At 69.3% G+C, this 13,930-nt stretch carries 18 protein-coding genes; 10 read left to right on the top strand and 8 right to left on the bottom strand.

Translation table 11 applies throughout. The annotated features are described in order from the left end of the window. Positions 1–32: 32 nt before the first annotated feature. On the bottom strand, positions 33–551 hold the full coding sequence (locus tag ACZ59A_RS10270; protein WP_470956086.1) for an NUDIX domain-containing protein: 519 nt from the start codon (positions 549–551) through the stop codon (positions 33–35). Next, entirely contained in the window at positions 548–1,849 is a 1,302-nt protein-coding gene (locus tag ACZ59A_RS10265; RefSeq protein ID WP_470956083.1) for an XRE family transcriptional regulator, read from the bottom strand. Before ACZ59A_RS10265 ends, ACZ59A_RS10270 begins: the two co-directional genes overlap by 4 nt. Before the next feature lie 159 nt (positions 1,850–2,008). Here ACZ59A_RS10265 and ACZ59A_RS10260 point away from each other — a divergent pair, with 159 nt between their 5' ends. From ACZ59A_RS10260 to ACZ59A_RS10240, 5 genes are all read left to right on the top strand, one after another. After that, positions 2,009–2,782 (top strand): vWA domain-containing protein, encoded by a 774-nt coding sequence (locus ACZ59A_RS10260; protein WP_470956080.1) that lies wholly within the window; start codon positions 2,009–2,011, stop codon positions 2,780–2,782. A 433-nt stretch (positions 2,783–3,215) separates the two neighbouring features. Continuing rightward, the gene (locus tag ACZ59A_RS10255) at positions 3,216–3,548 is read left to right on the top strand and encodes a hypothetical protein (protein ID WP_470956078.1); all 333 of its coding nucleotides are present in this window, start codon (positions 3,216–3,218) and stop codon (positions 3,546–3,548) included. After that, complete coding sequence (locus tag ACZ59A_RS10250; protein ID WP_470956075.1) at positions 3,545–3,817, top strand: hypothetical protein; 273 nt, start codon at positions 3,545–3,547, stop codon at positions 3,815–3,817. The genes ACZ59A_RS10255 and ACZ59A_RS10250 overlap by 4 nt, the downstream gene beginning before the upstream one ends. Before the next feature lie 142 nt (positions 3,818–3,959). Continuing rightward, positions 3,960–4,451, top strand: a complete 492-nt coding sequence (locus ACZ59A_RS10245) for a GNAT family N-acetyltransferase (RefSeq protein WP_470957853.1) — start codon at positions 3,960–3,962, stop codon at positions 4,449–4,451. Positions 4,452–4,477: 26 nt separating this feature from the next. Then, positions 4,478–5,020 (top strand): GNAT family N-acetyltransferase, encoded by a 543-nt coding sequence (locus tag ACZ59A_RS10240; RefSeq protein WP_470956072.1) that lies wholly within the window; start codon positions 4,478–4,480, stop codon positions 5,018–5,020. A gap of 376 nt (positions 5,021–5,396) precedes the next feature. Here the strand turns inward: ACZ59A_RS10240 and ACZ59A_RS10235 are convergent, their stop codons facing one another. Then, positions 5,397–6,707, bottom strand: a complete 1,311-nt coding sequence (locus tag ACZ59A_RS10235; protein WP_470956069.1) for an XRE family transcriptional regulator — start codon at positions 6,705–6,707, stop codon at positions 5,397–5,399. 294 nt (positions 6,708–7,001) lie between these two features. Between ACZ59A_RS10235 and ACZ59A_RS10230 the strand changes: the two genes are divergently transcribed. Both ACZ59A_RS10230 and ACZ59A_RS10225 read left to right on the top strand, forming a co-directional pair. Further along, positions 7,002–7,328, top strand: a complete 327-nt coding sequence (locus tag ACZ59A_RS10230) for a hypothetical protein (RefSeq protein ID WP_470956067.1) — start codon at positions 7,002–7,004, stop codon at positions 7,326–7,328. Continuing rightward, positions 7,325–7,597 (top strand): hypothetical protein, encoded by a 273-nt coding sequence (locus tag ACZ59A_RS10225; RefSeq protein WP_470956064.1) that lies wholly within the window; start codon positions 7,325–7,327, stop codon positions 7,595–7,597. The genes ACZ59A_RS10230 and ACZ59A_RS10225 overlap by 4 nt, the downstream gene beginning before the upstream one ends. A 182-nt stretch (positions 7,598–7,779) precedes the next feature. On the opposite strand, the gene ACZ59A_RS10220 is transcribed toward ACZ59A_RS10225, so the two are convergent. Further along, the gene (locus tag ACZ59A_RS10220) at positions 7,780–8,262 is read right to left on the bottom strand and encodes a DUF4231 domain-containing protein (RefSeq protein ID WP_470956061.1); all 483 of its coding nucleotides are present in this window, start codon (positions 8,260–8,262) and stop codon (positions 7,780–7,782) included. Positions 8,263–8,433: 171 nt separating this feature from the next. Beyond that, complete coding sequence (gene pdxR / locus ACZ59A_RS10215) at positions 8,434–9,852, bottom strand: MocR-like pyridoxine biosynthesis transcription factor PdxR (protein ID WP_470956058.1); 1,419 nt, start codon at positions 9,850–9,852, stop codon at positions 8,434–8,436. A 46-nt stretch (positions 9,853–9,898) separates the two neighbouring features. Between pdxR and ACZ59A_RS10210 the strand changes: the two genes are divergently transcribed. Next, positions 9,899–10,840, top strand: a complete 942-nt coding sequence (locus ACZ59A_RS10210; protein ID WP_470956055.1) for an aldo/keto reductase — start codon at positions 9,899–9,901, stop codon at positions 10,838–10,840. Positions 10,841–10,849: 9 nt separating this feature from the next. Here the strand turns inward: ACZ59A_RS10210 and ACZ59A_RS10205 are convergent, their stop codons facing one another. Then, positions 10,850–11,245 carry a cupin domain-containing protein gene (locus ACZ59A_RS10205; protein ID WP_470956052.1) on the bottom strand — a complete coding sequence of 132 codons (396 nt, stop codon included), beginning with the start codon at positions 11,243–11,245 and terminating at the stop codon, positions 10,850–10,852. A gap of 94 nt (positions 11,246–11,339) precedes the next feature. On the opposite strand from ACZ59A_RS10205, the gene ACZ59A_RS10200 reads away from it, so the two are divergent. After that, positions 11,340–12,017 carry a TetR/AcrR family transcriptional regulator gene (locus tag ACZ59A_RS10200; protein ID WP_470956049.1) on the top strand — a complete coding sequence of 226 codons (678 nt, stop codon included), beginning with the start codon at positions 11,340–11,342 and terminating at the stop codon, positions 12,015–12,017. A 6-nt stretch (positions 12,018–12,023) separates the two neighbouring features. On the opposite strand, the gene ACZ59A_RS10195 is transcribed toward ACZ59A_RS10200, so the two are convergent. Beyond that, entirely contained in the window at positions 12,024–12,527 is a 504-nt protein-coding gene (locus ACZ59A_RS10195) for a DUF3515 family protein (RefSeq protein WP_470956047.1), read from the bottom strand. A gap of 80 nt (positions 12,528–12,607) precedes the next feature. Between ACZ59A_RS10195 and ACZ59A_RS10190 the strand changes: the two genes are divergently transcribed. Then, positions 12,608–13,159, top strand: a complete 552-nt coding sequence (locus ACZ59A_RS10190) for a hypothetical protein (protein ID WP_470956044.1) — start codon at positions 12,608–12,610, stop codon at positions 13,157–13,159. Here ACZ59A_RS10190 and ACZ59A_RS10185 read toward each other — a convergent pair. Next, entirely contained in the window at positions 13,146–13,886 is a 741-nt protein-coding gene (locus tag ACZ59A_RS10185) for an MBL fold metallo-hydrolase (RefSeq protein ID WP_470956041.1), read from the bottom strand. The two genes, ACZ59A_RS10190 and ACZ59A_RS10185, sit on opposite strands and share 14 nt — an antisense overlap. Between the last annotated feature and the right edge of the window lie 44 nt (positions 13,887–13,930).

The raw sequence follows: 13,930 nt of genomic DNA, 5'->3' as shown, positions 1-13,930 counted from the left end.
GACGACGACGCCGCGCCCAAGGCCAAACGCCATCACGGAATGGAGCGTTCACCGTTCTCCAGATACGCGGGGCGCTGCTCGGTCAGGGCCCGGAGGGCTTGGGCGGCCCGGCGGCGGGTGCGGGGCGGGAGCAGGGGAAAGGCGTCGTCCGGCGGGAAGAACTCACAGGCCGAGAGTTCGTGATCGTGCGGGTACAGCCCGCTGGCCTGGCCGGACGTGAGCGTACCCCCGTCGAACACGAACGCGAGTTGGTCGTCCCAAGGGCCGTGGGGCGGGACCCAGTCGACACACAGAAGTCCTCGCAGCTCGACGGCGAGGCCCAACTCCTCGGACAGCTCGCGCCGCGCCGCGTCGGAGGGTGCCTCGTTCGCCTCGGCCATCCCGCCGGGCAGATCCCACGCTTCCTTGTACGTCGGCTTGACCACCAACAGGCGCCCGGCGGCGTCGCGGAGGAGAACGTCGGCTGATACGCGCTTGCGTGCCTGCTTGGCATTCCCCTCCGCCAAGTAGGCGTCCCATTCTGCGGGGCCTGACCGGGGGTCGGTAGTCATGTGGCACTGCCTCCCTCAGTGGGAGGGGCGCCGAGCCCGGCCAGGATGAGCGCCCGTTGCCGCTTCGTCGCTACCAGACAGTCCAGGAAGTCCTTCACGATCGGTTCCGCGTGGTGGCGGGCCAAGGCTCCCGCCAAGAGGTTGAGTTGCTGAGTGACCCGCAACGATCCCAGCGTTCCGCAATCGCCAAGTAGCGCACGGCCGACCGCACATGCGGCCTCCAGCTCGCCCTGCCTGGTACGGATCAGCGCCAAGGTGATCTGACTGAATACGCGGCTTCTCGCGCGGTCGCCGGAGCGGAGAGCGATCGCCTCTTCGGCCGCCTCCACGGCGGCGGGCAAGTGGCCAGCGTCGTGCAGGGACAGCGCTGTCTCACTCGCCAATGCGGGCGCGTCGAACGAACTGAGCCAAGACGAGGGGTGGGTGTCCGGCATCTTGGCGATCTCCTTCTGTGCCACAGCCAGTGCGCGGCGGGCCCGCTCGCCTTCCCCTAGCTGAGCGAGCGCTCGTGCCTCCATGGCATGAAGTCTTGCGATCAGCGCGGGAACGCAGGACCCACCGGTTACATGGTCTCGTCCCGCTCTCGCCATGGAAACGGCCTTATCCGGATGCCCTGTCTGTAAGGCGAGATGACTCATGCTGGCCATGATGTTCGCGTTCAAGGCCCAGTCCTCTCCTGCCTTCGCCAGCGAGAGGGCCTTGGTGAAATGGTCGCTTGCCCGCTGGTCATGCCCCGTGTCATGAGCCATCCATCCGGCCATCTCCGTAAGCGCGGCGGCCGCTTGGAATGTCCGAGCGGAGTCACGGCCGGTCTCGCCACCGAAGATTCGCGGGCCCACCTTGTGATGGAGGTAGTGGAGAACTGAGGCGTACAGATGGCCGCCGCCCAGCTGCCGGTCCGCGGCCCGAAACGACCTCACCGCGGCCAGGTCCGGAGATGCTTCCGAGCACGGTACGGCCTGGGCATGCTCAACCCGAGTCGCGTCGAGCACTCGTCGCGCCTCACGGCCTTCCCAGGGGCGGGAAGCCAGGCGCATCAACCCGCCCGGGACACGCAGCCCGTCAGAGATCTGCTCCATCTTCTCCACGCTCGTCACGCGGCCTTCGCCACGCGCGAGCTTCCCAACGCGCTCCGGCTTCATATCGCATGCGTCGGCGATCCTCATGTAGCTGATGCCCGACCATTTTCGGGCGAGGGCGAAGAACGCGCCGAAGTCATGACGCAGCAGCGCCGCGCGCACATCCTCGCGGGCGAGCAGTCGTTCCGGCAGAGCATGGGGCGCGACGGACTCGGCCAAGGGAGCACCCCCAGTGCACCATGATCTTACTGAGCGTTGACCAGATCGCACCGAGTGTACCCAGGCGGGATGCCCGCGACCGCCGCTCGCCACTGGGCACTGAACAGCGAGGACCGAAGTGGTGACGCGAACAAGCCGGTTGATGGACAATCAACTGGTATGACCATCGATTATCGCAAACATCCCAAAGTCGACTACCGCAAGCGCCCCAAGACCCCCAGTCCGGGGATAAGCCTGGAGAAGGTCACTGCCCAGGCTCCGGGGTTGGTCAGCCTCTACAAGACGGCTGCGGTCTCCTTGGCCAAGCACCAGGTCGGCGGGCAGCGCGCCGCCGTGTACCTCGTCCTGGACCGATCCGGGAGTATGCGCCCGTACTACCGCGACGGCTCCGTACAGCACTTGGCAGAGCAGACTCTCGCCCTCGCGGCCAATCTGGACGACGACGGGGTCGTGCCGGTCGTCTTCTTCTCTACGGAGATCGACGGAACCGCCGAGATACGTCTCGATGCGTACCGCGACCGGATCAATCCCTTGCACGACTCCATGGGGCACATGGGACGCACCAATTACCACGTGGCCATGCAGGCCGTCATTGACCACTACCAGTCATGCGGAGCCGAAGAACCGGCATTCGTCGTCTTCCAGACCGACGGTTCCCCCACGTCCAAGGCCGCTGCCGAGCACGTGCTGTGTACGGCAGCGAAGCTGCCGATATTCTGGCAGTTTATCGGGTTCGGCAACGACGAATTCCGGTTCCTGCACAAGCTCGACGATCTGCCGGTGCCGAATCGGCGTGTTGTCGACAACGCCGGTTTCTTTGCCGCTGGGCCGTCACCGAAGGCCCTCTCCGACGCCAAGCTCTACGATCGATTGCTCCAGGAGTTCCCGCTGTGGCTGACGTCTGCACGCTCCGTCGGCATCGTCAAGAAGTGAGAACGGCGGATGGCTCCAATCTCGGCCCTGGCTGACGTTCGACTGACCCTCACCTGCTGGTGTCCACCTCGGATTTCGGCAACGGCCGGAAACCGGCCCGAGCCGAGCTAGTGCTGGCACTACCGGTCTCCCTATGAGGGGTATAGCCAGCGGTGGGAAGGCAGCACGGCTAACCCGCAGCACAGTTGGCAAACGCAAGAGCCCCGCGACCAAGCGAACGGCCCGGGGGGCGTGGTCAACGCTGCCGAGGAGCGTCAACGTGCGAAACCATATCCACCACACCGTGTGGTGGCTGCTTCGGTCAGTGCTCCCAAGTCGGGGGGCGCCGACGCGTGGTCCGGACAAATCCCCCAGTGAGCATCGTGGATGCCCCGACGCCGCGGCTTCCTCGCGTGGAGCTGCTGTGCGCTCCGCACGGGATGGTGGTGGTCCGGTGAGCACGCAACCGCGTCTGCTGCCGTGGAACGGAGAGTCCGGCAAGCCGTGTTACCTGGTGCCCAGTGAGGACGGCAAGGGGTATCTGTCGCGGCTCGCCGACGAGATGGAAGCGGTGCAGCTCCGCATGGGTGCTGAACTCCTGGGCCATGCCCGTGCGCTGCTCGGCGACCCCAGGGCGGAGGACGGAGAACTTCGCTTTCTCGCGAATCGTCTGGTCGAGGCGCTGTACGACGCGCTCCGGGTCGCGGAGAGCCGCGGCAGTCGGCTGCCCCTCCTCGATGAGGACGAGGACGCCCGACAGGCTCAGGCGAAGGGAGCATGCGGATGAATCCGGACCATCGCGCTCAGTCCGAGTGGCGCATCGAGGCTGCTCCGGCGGGGCTGCGCGTACACCGCCAGGGAAACCAGATCGCGCTGACGCTTCGGGTCGTCCGGTCGGGGAAGCCCTTAGCCCTCGCCCCGCTGCTTCTGACACTGGACGAGTCGGAACAGCTCCACGCGGGCCTGTGCTTCGCGCTCGGCCCGGAGCCCGCACGAGCAGACGCGCCCGAGTGCCGGAGGCCGGTTCGCCATCCCGGCGGGCGGGAGCGGGACTGAGGTCGGCTCGGGGTTTCGCCGGACGAGGAGCGTCGAGCCGATCCGGCGTGCCTTGAGCCGGGCGTCGCACCGGACGGGTCCAATAGTGCGCCACGAGGAAAATCGGTCGAAAGGGCTGAACGTCGTCGCTATCGTCTGGCGGATGGAAATCCGGGCGTTCGAAGAGCGTGACTGGCCGCACGTCTGGCCGATCGTCGAGCAGATTGTCCGTAAGGGAGACACCTTCTGCTACGACCCCCTCCAGACGGAGGCACAGGCGCACGACATGTGGGTGGTACCGCCCCCGGGGCATGTCGTGGTCGCCGTAGAGGACCGGCGCGTGCTCGGCACGTCGAACATGTACGCCAACCGACCCGGTCCCGGTTCTCACATCGCCAGTGGCAACTTCATGGTGGCGTCCGAGGCGCGCGGCCAGGGGGTCGGTCGAGCGCTGGGCGAGTATCTGCTCAAGTGGGCCTCGACCGCTGGCTTCGCCGGTGTGCAGTTCAACGCGGTCGCGGACTCGAACACGCCAGCTCTCAAGCTGTACGAGCGCCTCGGATTCGCCACCATCGGCACCGTGCCAGGTGCGTTTCGGCATCCCGCGCTGGGGCCCGTCGGGCTGCACGTCATGTATCACGGCCTGGACGCCTGAGCCCAGGCACCAGGGAGGCCCTCACCATGAGCAGCGCCACGTCAGCCTTTCCCGAACGGATCGAGCTCACGGGGGAAGGTCTCGTCCTGCGTGACTGGACGGAAGCGGACCTCGCCGCGATGCCGGACTTGTTCGACCACCCCGACATCGCGTACTGGACGCCGCTCGTCTCCCCCTTCGACCAAGCGGCCGCCCGCGCACGGCTGGACCGGGCCCGGCAGTTGCGGGCGGAGGGCACGGCCATCCTGCTCGCCATCACCGTTGACGGCCGCGTACCGCTGGGCGAGGTGATGCTGCGGCGTGCCCCCGAGGGCTCGGAGCTGGGCTACGCGGTCGGCCCGGCGCACCGCGGCCAGGGGCTGGCCGCGCGGGCGGTGCGGGTGATGGCCGCGTATGCCTTCGAGCAGCTCGGCCTGGAACACGTGATTCTGGAGCTGGAGGCCGAGAACGCCGCCAGCGTCGCCGTGGCCGCCAAGGCTGGCTTCAGCCTGCTCGATGTGCCGCTGATCAAGGGGGAGGAGAAGGGGCGGCCCTACGCCCTGCAGACATGGGGCCTGGCTCTCCCCTGATCTCGGCCCCTTTGCGGTGCCGATCGTGATGTCAGCGTGCGACTTAGATCAGAGCGGAGGCATCTCGTGCCAGTGGTCTGGCCGTGGGTACCGTCCAGACGATGTCTGCTGCGCGCTGCCGCGTGTCTGAGCGGTGCGCGGTTCGTCGCGAGCAGAGGGAGTGGGTGCGGGCATGGCGTCTGCCGGTGCGCGGGGGACGGAGTTCACGTCGGCGGGCGCTACTCGAGTGATGGTCACTGCATGCCGACAAGTCCAGCTGGAAGGTGACGGCGCTCGCTATCCCGACGGCTGAGAGCGGTATTGAGGTCGGCACTGCCTGGCTGGAGGCCGGTAGTCATAGGGCGGTGCCTCCATCAGATCATCCGGCCGCGCAAAGCTACGCCCTGGCCTTCTCCAGGACTTCGGCCACCGCCGGAAGCTCTTGGTGGGACCTGAGCTGTTGGACGATCGGCGTGAGGCGTTGGCGTGGGCGCACGGAGGCCACTCCGGCCGAGAGTTCCAGTGCGCGACTGGTGACGGATGCGGCCTCCTCGATTTCTCCGGCGGCCAGATAGGAATCCGCCAGCCACGACAGGTAGAGGCTTTTGTCGCGGGCGTGGGTGTCGCCGTAGCGGGAGAGAAAGTCCTCCAGCACGGGAACGGCACGGAGGGGGCGGCGCAGTTCGGTCCAGCATCGGCCCGCCATGATCTGCAGACCATTGCCATCCCACGCCGCCCAGTCGGGCTGTGGCGCTCCGTCGTCCTCGCTGAGCGCGGATTCAGCGGCGCTGAGAGCACGTTCGGTCTCGTCCGCCTCCCCGGCTGCTGCGTACGCCCAGGCGAGGCGCCCATAAAGCAGCGCGCGTACGCCGGGTGGAGCGTCGGGGCCCGCGGTGCCGCATGACTGGACGGCGATATCTATGCCGACGGTGCGATCGTGGCTGACTCTCTGATAGGCGAGAAAGGCGAGCGCGTTTCCGGCGAGGGCTGTGTCTCCGGCTTCGGTGGCGGCTTGGTGGCTGTCCTCGTAAAGGCTGGCGGCGTCGTCGTGCTTGCCCGCGTCGAATGCTGCCCAACCGGCTTGTTGCGCCTGCTCGGAGAGGACCGAAAGAAGCGCGCGGCCGGTCTCCTCGGTGTAGCTGCCCTCCCGGAGCGCCGTCTTGGTCGCCTGATACTCGCCGAGGTAGACGCGGTAGGTGTCGCCTCCCCCGAGGACATCATCGAGTCGCCGCAGTCGCGCCGTGCGCTGTCGCAATTGGTCCGGCACATCGCGGCCAATCTGACGGCCTGCTTTGAGCTGGGCCAACTCGGGCAGGCCGAGGACCAGCCCTGCCCCTGCTGAGGCTCGGAAGAATTCCCTGCGCCGCACTGTTTCGCTCCCCTCTCGGGTCGTGGATGTCGTGCGTGCCGAGGCGGCCGTTTCCCAGTCACGGGGAGCGAGGCCGAGCAGATGTCCGGGGATGCGCAGGGCATCGGCAATCGTCGCGATCTTGTCGAACGAAGTGATACGGCCCTGGCCGCGTGCCAAGGTGCCGACCCGTTCGGGCTTCAGGTCACACTCGGCGGCGATCCTCGAATAGCTGATCTTGGCTAAGTCTCGGGAAAGAGAGAAGACCGCGCCGAAGTCATGAGCCACGATCGCGGTACGCATCTCCGGGTGGTTCAGAACCTCGCGCGGTAGTGCCGTCGGCGGTTGGTAAGCGGTCATCGTGTGCCCCGTTACGCCTACTGGTGACAGTCTGTCACGCATTCCTGACGGTCAGCCTACCCATGATGGGGATAGCCCGGGGCGGGAAGGCAGTGCCGTTACTCCACAGCACAGTTGGCAAACGCAAGACCCCCGCGACCGCGCGAACGGCCCGGGGGCGTGGTCAACGCTGCGAAGGAGCGTCAACGTGCCAAACCATATCCACCACACCGGGTGGTTGCTGCTGCGGTCATTGCCAGAGAATCGCCCTCGGGTGGTGCTGGTGTGCGCTCCGCACGGGATGGTGGTGGTCCGGTGAGCGCGCAACCGCGTCTGCTGCCGTGGAGTGGGGAGTCCGGCAAGCCGTGCTACCTGGTGCCCAGTGAGGACGGCAAGGGGTACCTGTCGCGGCTCGCCGACGAGATGGAAGCGGTGCAACTCCGCATGGGGGCTGAACTCCTGGGCCATGCCCGCGCGCTGCTCGGCAACCCCAGGGCGGAGGCCGGGGAACTTCGCTTTCTCGCGAATCGTCTGGTCGAGGCGCTGTACGACGCGCTCCGGGTCGCGGAGAGCCGGGGCAAGCGGCTCCCCCTCGCCGATGAGGACGCTCGACCGGCTCAAGCGGAAGGGACATGCGGATGAGCCCGGAGCGTCGTGTTCAGTCCGAGTGGCGCGTCGAGGCCGCTCCGGTGGGGCTGCGCGTACGGCGTGAGGGGAATCAGCTCGCGCTGACGCTTCGGGTCGTCCGGCTGGGTAAGCCCGTAGCCCTCGCCCCGCTGATGCTGACGCTGGACGAGTCGGAACAGCTCCACGCGGGCCTCTGCTTCGCCCTCGGTCCGGAACCCTCGCGAGCGGACGCGCCCGAGTGCCGGAGGCCGGTTCGCTATCCCGGCGGGCGGGAGCGGTACTGAGGTCGGGGTATCACCGGACGTTCGAGGAGTCACCGTGGGCAGGGGGCATCGCTCGTCGTGGACGGTCCCCGGGGGGGCTTCGAGTCGATCGGGCCTACATCGAGGCGGGCACCGCAATCGCGCAGGGCACTGTTCACCGGCCCCGCTCCGGTCAACAGCGTGCAGCGTCGCCAAGACCTACTCTAGGCATGGGTCGACGGCGCGGGTTCCCGTCGATGCTCCAGCCAAGTGCGGCTCAGGTCATCCCAGATCGTCTGATACTGGCCGAAGATCTCGCCGAGCTGATCGAAGGTGAGTTCGTCGGCGGCAGTCGACGCCATGAGGTATTCGAGGTCATCGGCAAGCCGCTGGAACCGATACTGCGCTTCCTCCATCAGAACCCACCGGGAGCGCCAATTGAAGAACGGCTCGACGGCTCCTAGCAACGTCACCAGCGCCACACACGCCAAGGCCAGACCGGCCCACGCGTTGAGATTCTGCAAGCCCAGGATGACGGTGGAGGCAGCGGACAGTACGAGCGTCGCCACCTTGGTGACGGAGGCACTTCGACCGAACCGCCTTTTCTTGCCGCGGGCGTAGCCGTTGCCCTGACGAATCTTGTCCAGCAGGAAGGCGGCTGCCTCCCTCGGGCTGGGACCGACACCTGGTCCAGCGTCCGGCTGCACTCCGCCCCCAAAACTCTGTCGCCACCTTGCAGCTCGCTCCCCGGCAGACGCTGCCCTGGCATCACACGGTTCCCTGGCGTCGCCCACCATAGCCACCTGCCACAGAACGTGATCGCCACCAGCACAGCTCGGTCACCGCGCCGCCGCCGGGCGTATCCGCATGCCGCCGCCTCAGGCCCCAGGCGTACGCGCCGCCAGCGCTTCGCGCAGGAGCGCGACGGCCGGGGGGATCTCCGTATCGCTGATGTTGCCGTAGCCGAGGACGAGCGCGCGGTCGGCCGCATCGTGTACGCGGTAGTCGGCCAGGTCCGCCAAGCGCAGCCCGGCGGTGGCCGCGGCGCGGACCGTGCCGGGGGTGTCGGTGTCGTCCGGCAGGTGGAGCAGGATGTGCAGACCGGCGGCGGTGCCGGTGACGCGGGCCTGGGGCATCTGGGTGCCCAGCATGCGGATCAGCAGGTCGCGGCGGGTACGGAACCGGCGGCGGGCCGCGCGGAGGTGGGCGTCGTACCAGCCGCGGTCGATGAAGGCGGCGAGGGCGAGCTGGTCCAGCACCGGGGGCGCGGCGGCGACGGGGTTCGCCGCCCGGAGCGCCGGGGTCATCGCGGCGGGCGCGACCAGCCAGCCCAGGCCGAGGGCCGGGGAGAGCGTCTTGCTGACCGAGCCGAGGAGGAAGACCCGGCTCGGGTCCATCCCCTGCATGACGGCGACCGGGTGGTGGTCGTAGCGGAACTCGGCGTCGTAGTCGTCCTCGATGACGAAGCCACCCACCTCGCGGGCCCAGCGCACCAGGCGTGCCCGGCGGGCCGGGGACAGCACCGCGCCGGTGGGGAACTGGTGTGCCGGGCCGACGACGACGGCCCGGGCGGGCGTACGGGCGAGGGCGTCGACGCGGAGGCCGTCGTGGTCCACGGGCACCGGGTGTACGCGCAGACCGGCGCTGGTCGCGGCGGCGCGCAGCCGCCCCCAGCCCGGGTGTTCCACGGCCAGGTCGGCGATCCCCTCGGCGCGCAGCGCCCGGCAGGTGCGGACCAGGCCGTCGGTGACCCCCGCGCATACGGATACGGCCGCGGCGTGCGCGTCCGCGCCGCGCGAGCGCCGCAGGTACTGCGCGACGGTCGTCCGCAGCACCGGGTGCCCGGCGGGGTCGGGCAGCCCGAGGTCGTAGTGGACGGCCGAGCCGGTGACCGCCCGGACGGCCTCCGCCCAGCGGCGGCGCGGGAACGCCCGCAGGTCGGGCAGGCCGGGCGCGAGGTCGTACCGGACCGGTGGCGCCGCCGGTACGGACCGCGCGCGGGGCCGCGGCGGCGCGGTGTCCGGCGACCAGGAGACGCGGGTGGCGGAACCCACCCGGGCGGCGAGGTAGCCCTCCGCGATGAGCTGCCCGTACGCCTCCGTCACCACCCAGCGGGAGCAGCCCAGTTCCTCGGCGAGCGCCCGGCTCGGCGGCACGGCGGCGCCCTCCGTCAGCCTGCCGTCCCGTATCGCGGTGCGCAGCGCGCGGGCGAGGCGGTCGTGCAGGCGTCGGCCGGGGTCCGGAGCGGCGAGCTCCAGCAGCGTCGCCCACGCGAAATTGGTCTGGGAATCCGCCACAAGATTGGAGCGTAGCGCCGATCCGAATCCGCCTAGCGTGATCGGCATGATGACCAATCTGGCGCTGGGCGCCATGCTGTTCGGCACGGTTCAGGACGAGCGCCGGTCGTTCGAGATCCTGGACCGTTTCGTGGACGCCGGAGGCGTCTGGATCGACACCGCCAACTGCTACGCGTTCTGGTCGGACCCGACCGGCTTCGGCGGGCAGAGCGAGACGCTGCTCGGGCGCTGGCTGGCGAGCCGCCCGGGGGTCCGCGACCGCGTGAAGATCAGCACCAAGGTGGGCTGCGAGCCGACCGAGGCCGGGCGCTTCCCGGAGACGGCCGAGGGCCTCTCGGCCGGGGTGATCAAGCACGGGATCGAGGGCAGTCTCCGGCGCCTCGGTACGGACCACGTCGAGCTGTACTGGGCGCACAAGCCGGACGCGGCCACCCCGCTGGAGGAGACGGTCGGCGCCTTCGGCGAACTGGTCTCCGCGGGGACAGTCGGCCGCCTCGGCTGCTCCAACTACCCCGTCTGGCAGCTGGAACGGGCCCGGCAGATCGCGCGGGCGCACGACGTCGCGGGCTTCACGGCGGTGCAGCAGCACCACACGTATCTCCAGCCGCGCCCCGTGGCCGAGCCCCTCGTACGGCACCGGTTCGGCGTGGTGAGCGACGAGGTGCTGCACTACCTGGAGCACCACCCGGACATCGCCCTGTGGGCGTACACCCCGCTGCTGAACGGCCGCTACACCCGCCCGGACCGGCCGCTTCCGGCGGAGTACGACCACCCCGGCACCGCCCGCCGCCTCGCCGCGCTCGACGAGATCGCCGCGGAGACCGGCACCAACCGCAACCGGGTGGTGCTGGCGTGGCTGACCGGAGGCACCCCGGCCGCCACGCCGATCGTCGGCGTCAGCACGGCCGAGCAGCTGGACGAGGCGGTCGCGGGGTCGTCACTGGAGCTGACCGCGGAGCAGCGCGAACGCCTGGACTCCGCGGTGTGACCGGCAGGATCAGGCGCGCTTCTCCAGGCGGGTGCCCTGGCGCAGGGTGATCGACATCAGGTCACTCGGGGCGTCGAGTTCCAGGCGGTGCCAGCGCCCGCGGGGCACGACCACGGCGGTGCCCGCCGCCAACCGGACCACGTCCTCGGGGCCGCCGGGCGCGGTGGGGCGGAAGGCGAGGCGGACCCCGCCCGTCAGGCAGCACACCGCCTCGTCGGCCTCCGGGTGCATCTCCCAGTGGTCGGCGTGGACGTCGGCGTCGGTCTCGACGTGGAAGGTGGCGACCTGCCACGCGCCGTCGGAGTCGCTGCCCGTCATCTGCCGCTCGGCGGCCCGGACACCGCCGTCGGGGTGGAACCGCAGCGCTGAGGCGAACAGGTCGATGGGGGTGGTGGCCGTCGTCATGACGGTGTCCTTCCGATCGGGATGAATTTTCGTACGTGTAAGAAAAATAGCGGGAGCGGATCGCCGTTGTCGACACCTGGGGGATGATGGGGCCATGCCGCAGCCGTCCGCACCGCGCAAGACCCGTGGCCGACCACCCCGTATCTCACGCGAGGAGGTCGTCGCGACAGCCCGCAGGATCGTGGACGAGGACGGCGTGGACCGGCTGACCATGCGGCGGCTCGCCACGGAGATCGGCAGCACGCCGATGGCGCTCTACCACCATGTCCGCAACAAGGAAGAACTGCTCCTCCTGCTGCTCGACGACCACGCCGCGCGGACGCTGAGCCGCCACCAACCCCCCGCCCAACCGCGCGAACGGGTCATCGTCGCCGCCACCGCGATCCACGAGGCGCTCGCCGCCTGCCCCTGGATCGTGGAGGTGCTGACCGCCGACGACCTGATGTCCGCGTCCGCGCTGTGGTTCGTGGAGCAGATCGTCGACGGCCTGGCCGAATGCGGCCTGACCCCCGAGCGGGCCGTGCACGGCTACCGCGCGATCTGGTACTACACCGCCGGAGAGATCGTGGTCCGCGCGACAGCGGCCCGGCGGCGTGCCGGCGCCGACGACGCCGACCGCGCGACCTACCGGGAGCGGGTCTTCGCCGACCTCGATCCGGACGGGCTTCCCCGCCTGGCGCAGGTCGCGGACGACTGGGCGGCTTTGACCGCCGAAGACACCTACCTGGACGGGCTCCGCGCCTTGGTGGACGGCCTTCTCGTCAGTCGCTGAATCTGCTCAGAGCGTGTCGCCCAAGGCGAGGCATTTGGACTTCTGGGGGATGCTTCGGACCGCCCGGTTCACGTCGACCAGGGCGTCTCCGGCCTTGGATCCGTCGCCCTTGACGGTCACCTCGACGGCGGGGTCGCGGCCGTACGTCGCCAGGGCGTTCACGCCGTCCTTCTGCGCCCGCTTCTCGTCGAGCACCCAGTCGACGTCGTTGACGTCCACGCACATGTTGGTCGTCGGCCGCAGCGGTGTGACGCCGCAGCGCAGGACCACCGAGCCGTCGCCCCAGGAGGCGACGCCCTTGCCGGAGACGTCGTCGCGGTGCTTCGACAGAACGGTTTCGGGTGCGCGGGAAATGACGTCCGAGCACTTCGGGTTATCGGCAAAGGGGCCGGGTTCCACGGATTCCTTCGAAAAGAAGAGGAAATACGAGGCGACCGCGGCCGCGATCCCCGCCGCGACGCACACCCCGGAGATGAGGCGGGCCTTTTTGCTCCATGACCTGAACCGCATCGGACCCACTTATTCCCTCGACACCCTCGCTCGCACCCTACCCGGGGCGGTGTCGGAGGCTGCGGTTAGGGTCTGTGCTCATGAGCGACGCGTACTCCCCCATCCCCGAGCTGAACCTGCTCAAGGAGTTCGAGGACAGCCTCGGAGGGCGGTTCTTCGCGCCCGGATTCGAGTTGTTTAAGTACAACGACGATCTGGACTGGTTCTGCGGTGACGCACCCGACGCGTATCTGGACCGGCTCATCCCCTTCGCCTACGCGACGGCCTCCGGCTCGTACTACGCCCTGTGGCGCTGTGACGACCGGGCCGACCTCGCCGATCTGCCCGTCATCGGCTTCGGGGACGAGGGCGATCTCTGGGTCGAGGCCCGGAATCTGCGCGAGCTCTTCCAGGTGCTCGCCGCCGAGGCGGACGATCCCGAGGACCGTGATCGTGTCGCCCCCGCGCGGGAGCGGTATCTGGCCTGGCTGGAGCAGAACTTCGGGCTCGTGGCGGATGACGGGGAAGGAGAAGGGCTGGACGAGTACGCCCGGCGGTTCGCGCTCTGGGTCTCGGAGTTCGCCTCCGGGGAACTCCTCGACCATGTGCTCGGCGCGCTCGGCGTGGACAGGGGCGCGTTCACAGGCGAGTGATGAGGCCGGGGGTGGCGATGGCGATGGACGGTTCGTACATCTCCGCCGCCGCGGTCTGCGCGGCTTCGGGGTTCGTCCCCGGCCAGAGGTGGGTGAGCATGAGGCGGGCGGCGCCTGCCTGGTGGGCGTATTGACCGGCCAGGCGCGCGGTCAGCAGGTACGGGGCGTCGCCGGTCGGCACCTGGTGGACGTACGTGGCCTCCGACAGGAACAGATCGGCGCCCTGGGCGAGGCGCGGGATGTCCGGGCTGGGACCGGTGTCACCGGTGTAGGCGAGTACGGCGCCGGGAGTGGCGAGCCGGATGCCCGCGTTGGGGACGAAGTGCGGCAGCAGCCAGGTGTCGGCGGTGTAGGGGCCTATGTCGAACCGGTCGCCGGGCGTGAACTCGTGGAGGCGGTACGCCCCGGCGAGCATGGTCGGCTTGTCGAGCGCGAGCACGGCGTCGACCGCACCGTGCGGGGCATGGACGGGCAGGGGCGGCGGCGGGTCGTCGCTCAGCCCGCGGGCGCGTAACAGGGGGTTGAGGTCGGCGCAGTGGTCGGGGTGGCCGTGACTGATCAGCACGGCGTCGACCGCGTCGACGGTGCTGTGCCGGAGCAGGCGCGGCAGCGTGGCGTAGCCGGGGTCGATCAGCAGGCGGAATCCCGCGTACTCCACGAGGTAGCCGCTGCATGCCTGGTCCGCGGTGGGCCAGGCCCCGCAGCCGCCGAGAACGGTCAGTCGCATGGCACTGGACCCTAGCGGCGTTCCTCGGCCACCAGCAGGGATTT

The organism is Streptomyces sp. NPDC040405 (assembly GCF_055595765.1).
The sequence above is the reverse complement of the archived record's forward strand: the minus strand, read 5'-3'. Positions and strand labels throughout refer to the sequence as shown.

Excerpts from the sequence above, each read along its gene's own strand:
- ACZ59A_RS10260 (WP_470956080.1), top strand. The coding sequence starts at position 2,009 with ATGACCATCGATTATCGCAAACATCCCAAAGTCGACTACCGCAAGCGC.
- ACZ59A_RS10240 (WP_470956072.1), top strand. The coding sequence starts at position 4,478 with ATGAGCAGCGCCACGTCAGCCTTTCCCGAACGGATCGAGCTCACGGGG.
- ACZ59A_RS10235 (WP_470956069.1), bottom strand. The coding sequence starts at position 6,707 with ATGACCGCTTACCAACCGCCGACGGCACTACCGCGCGAGGTTCTGAAC.
- ACZ59A_RS10250 (WP_470956075.1), top strand. The coding sequence starts at position 3,545 with ATGAATCCGGACCATCGCGCTCAGTCCGAGTGGCGCATCGAGGCTGCT.
- ACZ59A_RS10205 (WP_470956052.1), bottom strand. The coding sequence starts at position 11,245 with ATGACGACGGCCACCACCCCCATCGACCTGTTCGCCTCAGCGCTGCGG.
- ACZ59A_RS10195 (WP_470956047.1), bottom strand. The coding sequence starts at position 12,527 with ATGCGGTTCAGGTCATGGAGCAAAAAGGCCCGCCTCATCTCCGGGGTG.
- ACZ59A_RS10185 (WP_470956041.1), bottom strand. The coding sequence starts at position 13,886 with ATGCGACTGACCGTTCTCGGCGGCTGCGGGGCCTGGCCCACCGCGGAC.
- ACZ59A_RS10270 (WP_470956086.1), bottom strand. The coding sequence starts at position 551 with ATGACTACCGACCCCCGGTCAGGCCCCGCAGAATGGGACGCCTACTTG.
- ACZ59A_RS10210 (WP_470956055.1), top strand. The coding sequence starts at position 9,899 with ATGATGACCAATCTGGCGCTGGGCGCCATGCTGTTCGGCACGGTTCAG.
- ACZ59A_RS10200 (WP_470956049.1), top strand. The coding sequence starts at position 11,340 with ATGCCGCAGCCGTCCGCACCGCGCAAGACCCGTGGCCGACCACCCCGT.
- ACZ59A_RS10190 (WP_470956044.1), top strand. The coding sequence starts at position 12,608 with ATGAGCGACGCGTACTCCCCCATCCCCGAGCTGAACCTGCTCAAGGAG.
- ACZ59A_RS10225 (WP_470956064.1), top strand. The coding sequence starts at position 7,325 with ATGAGCCCGGAGCGTCGTGTTCAGTCCGAGTGGCGCGTCGAGGCCGCT.
- ACZ59A_RS10245 (WP_470957853.1), top strand. The coding sequence starts at position 3,960 with ATGGAAATCCGGGCGTTCGAAGAGCGTGACTGGCCGCACGTCTGGCCG.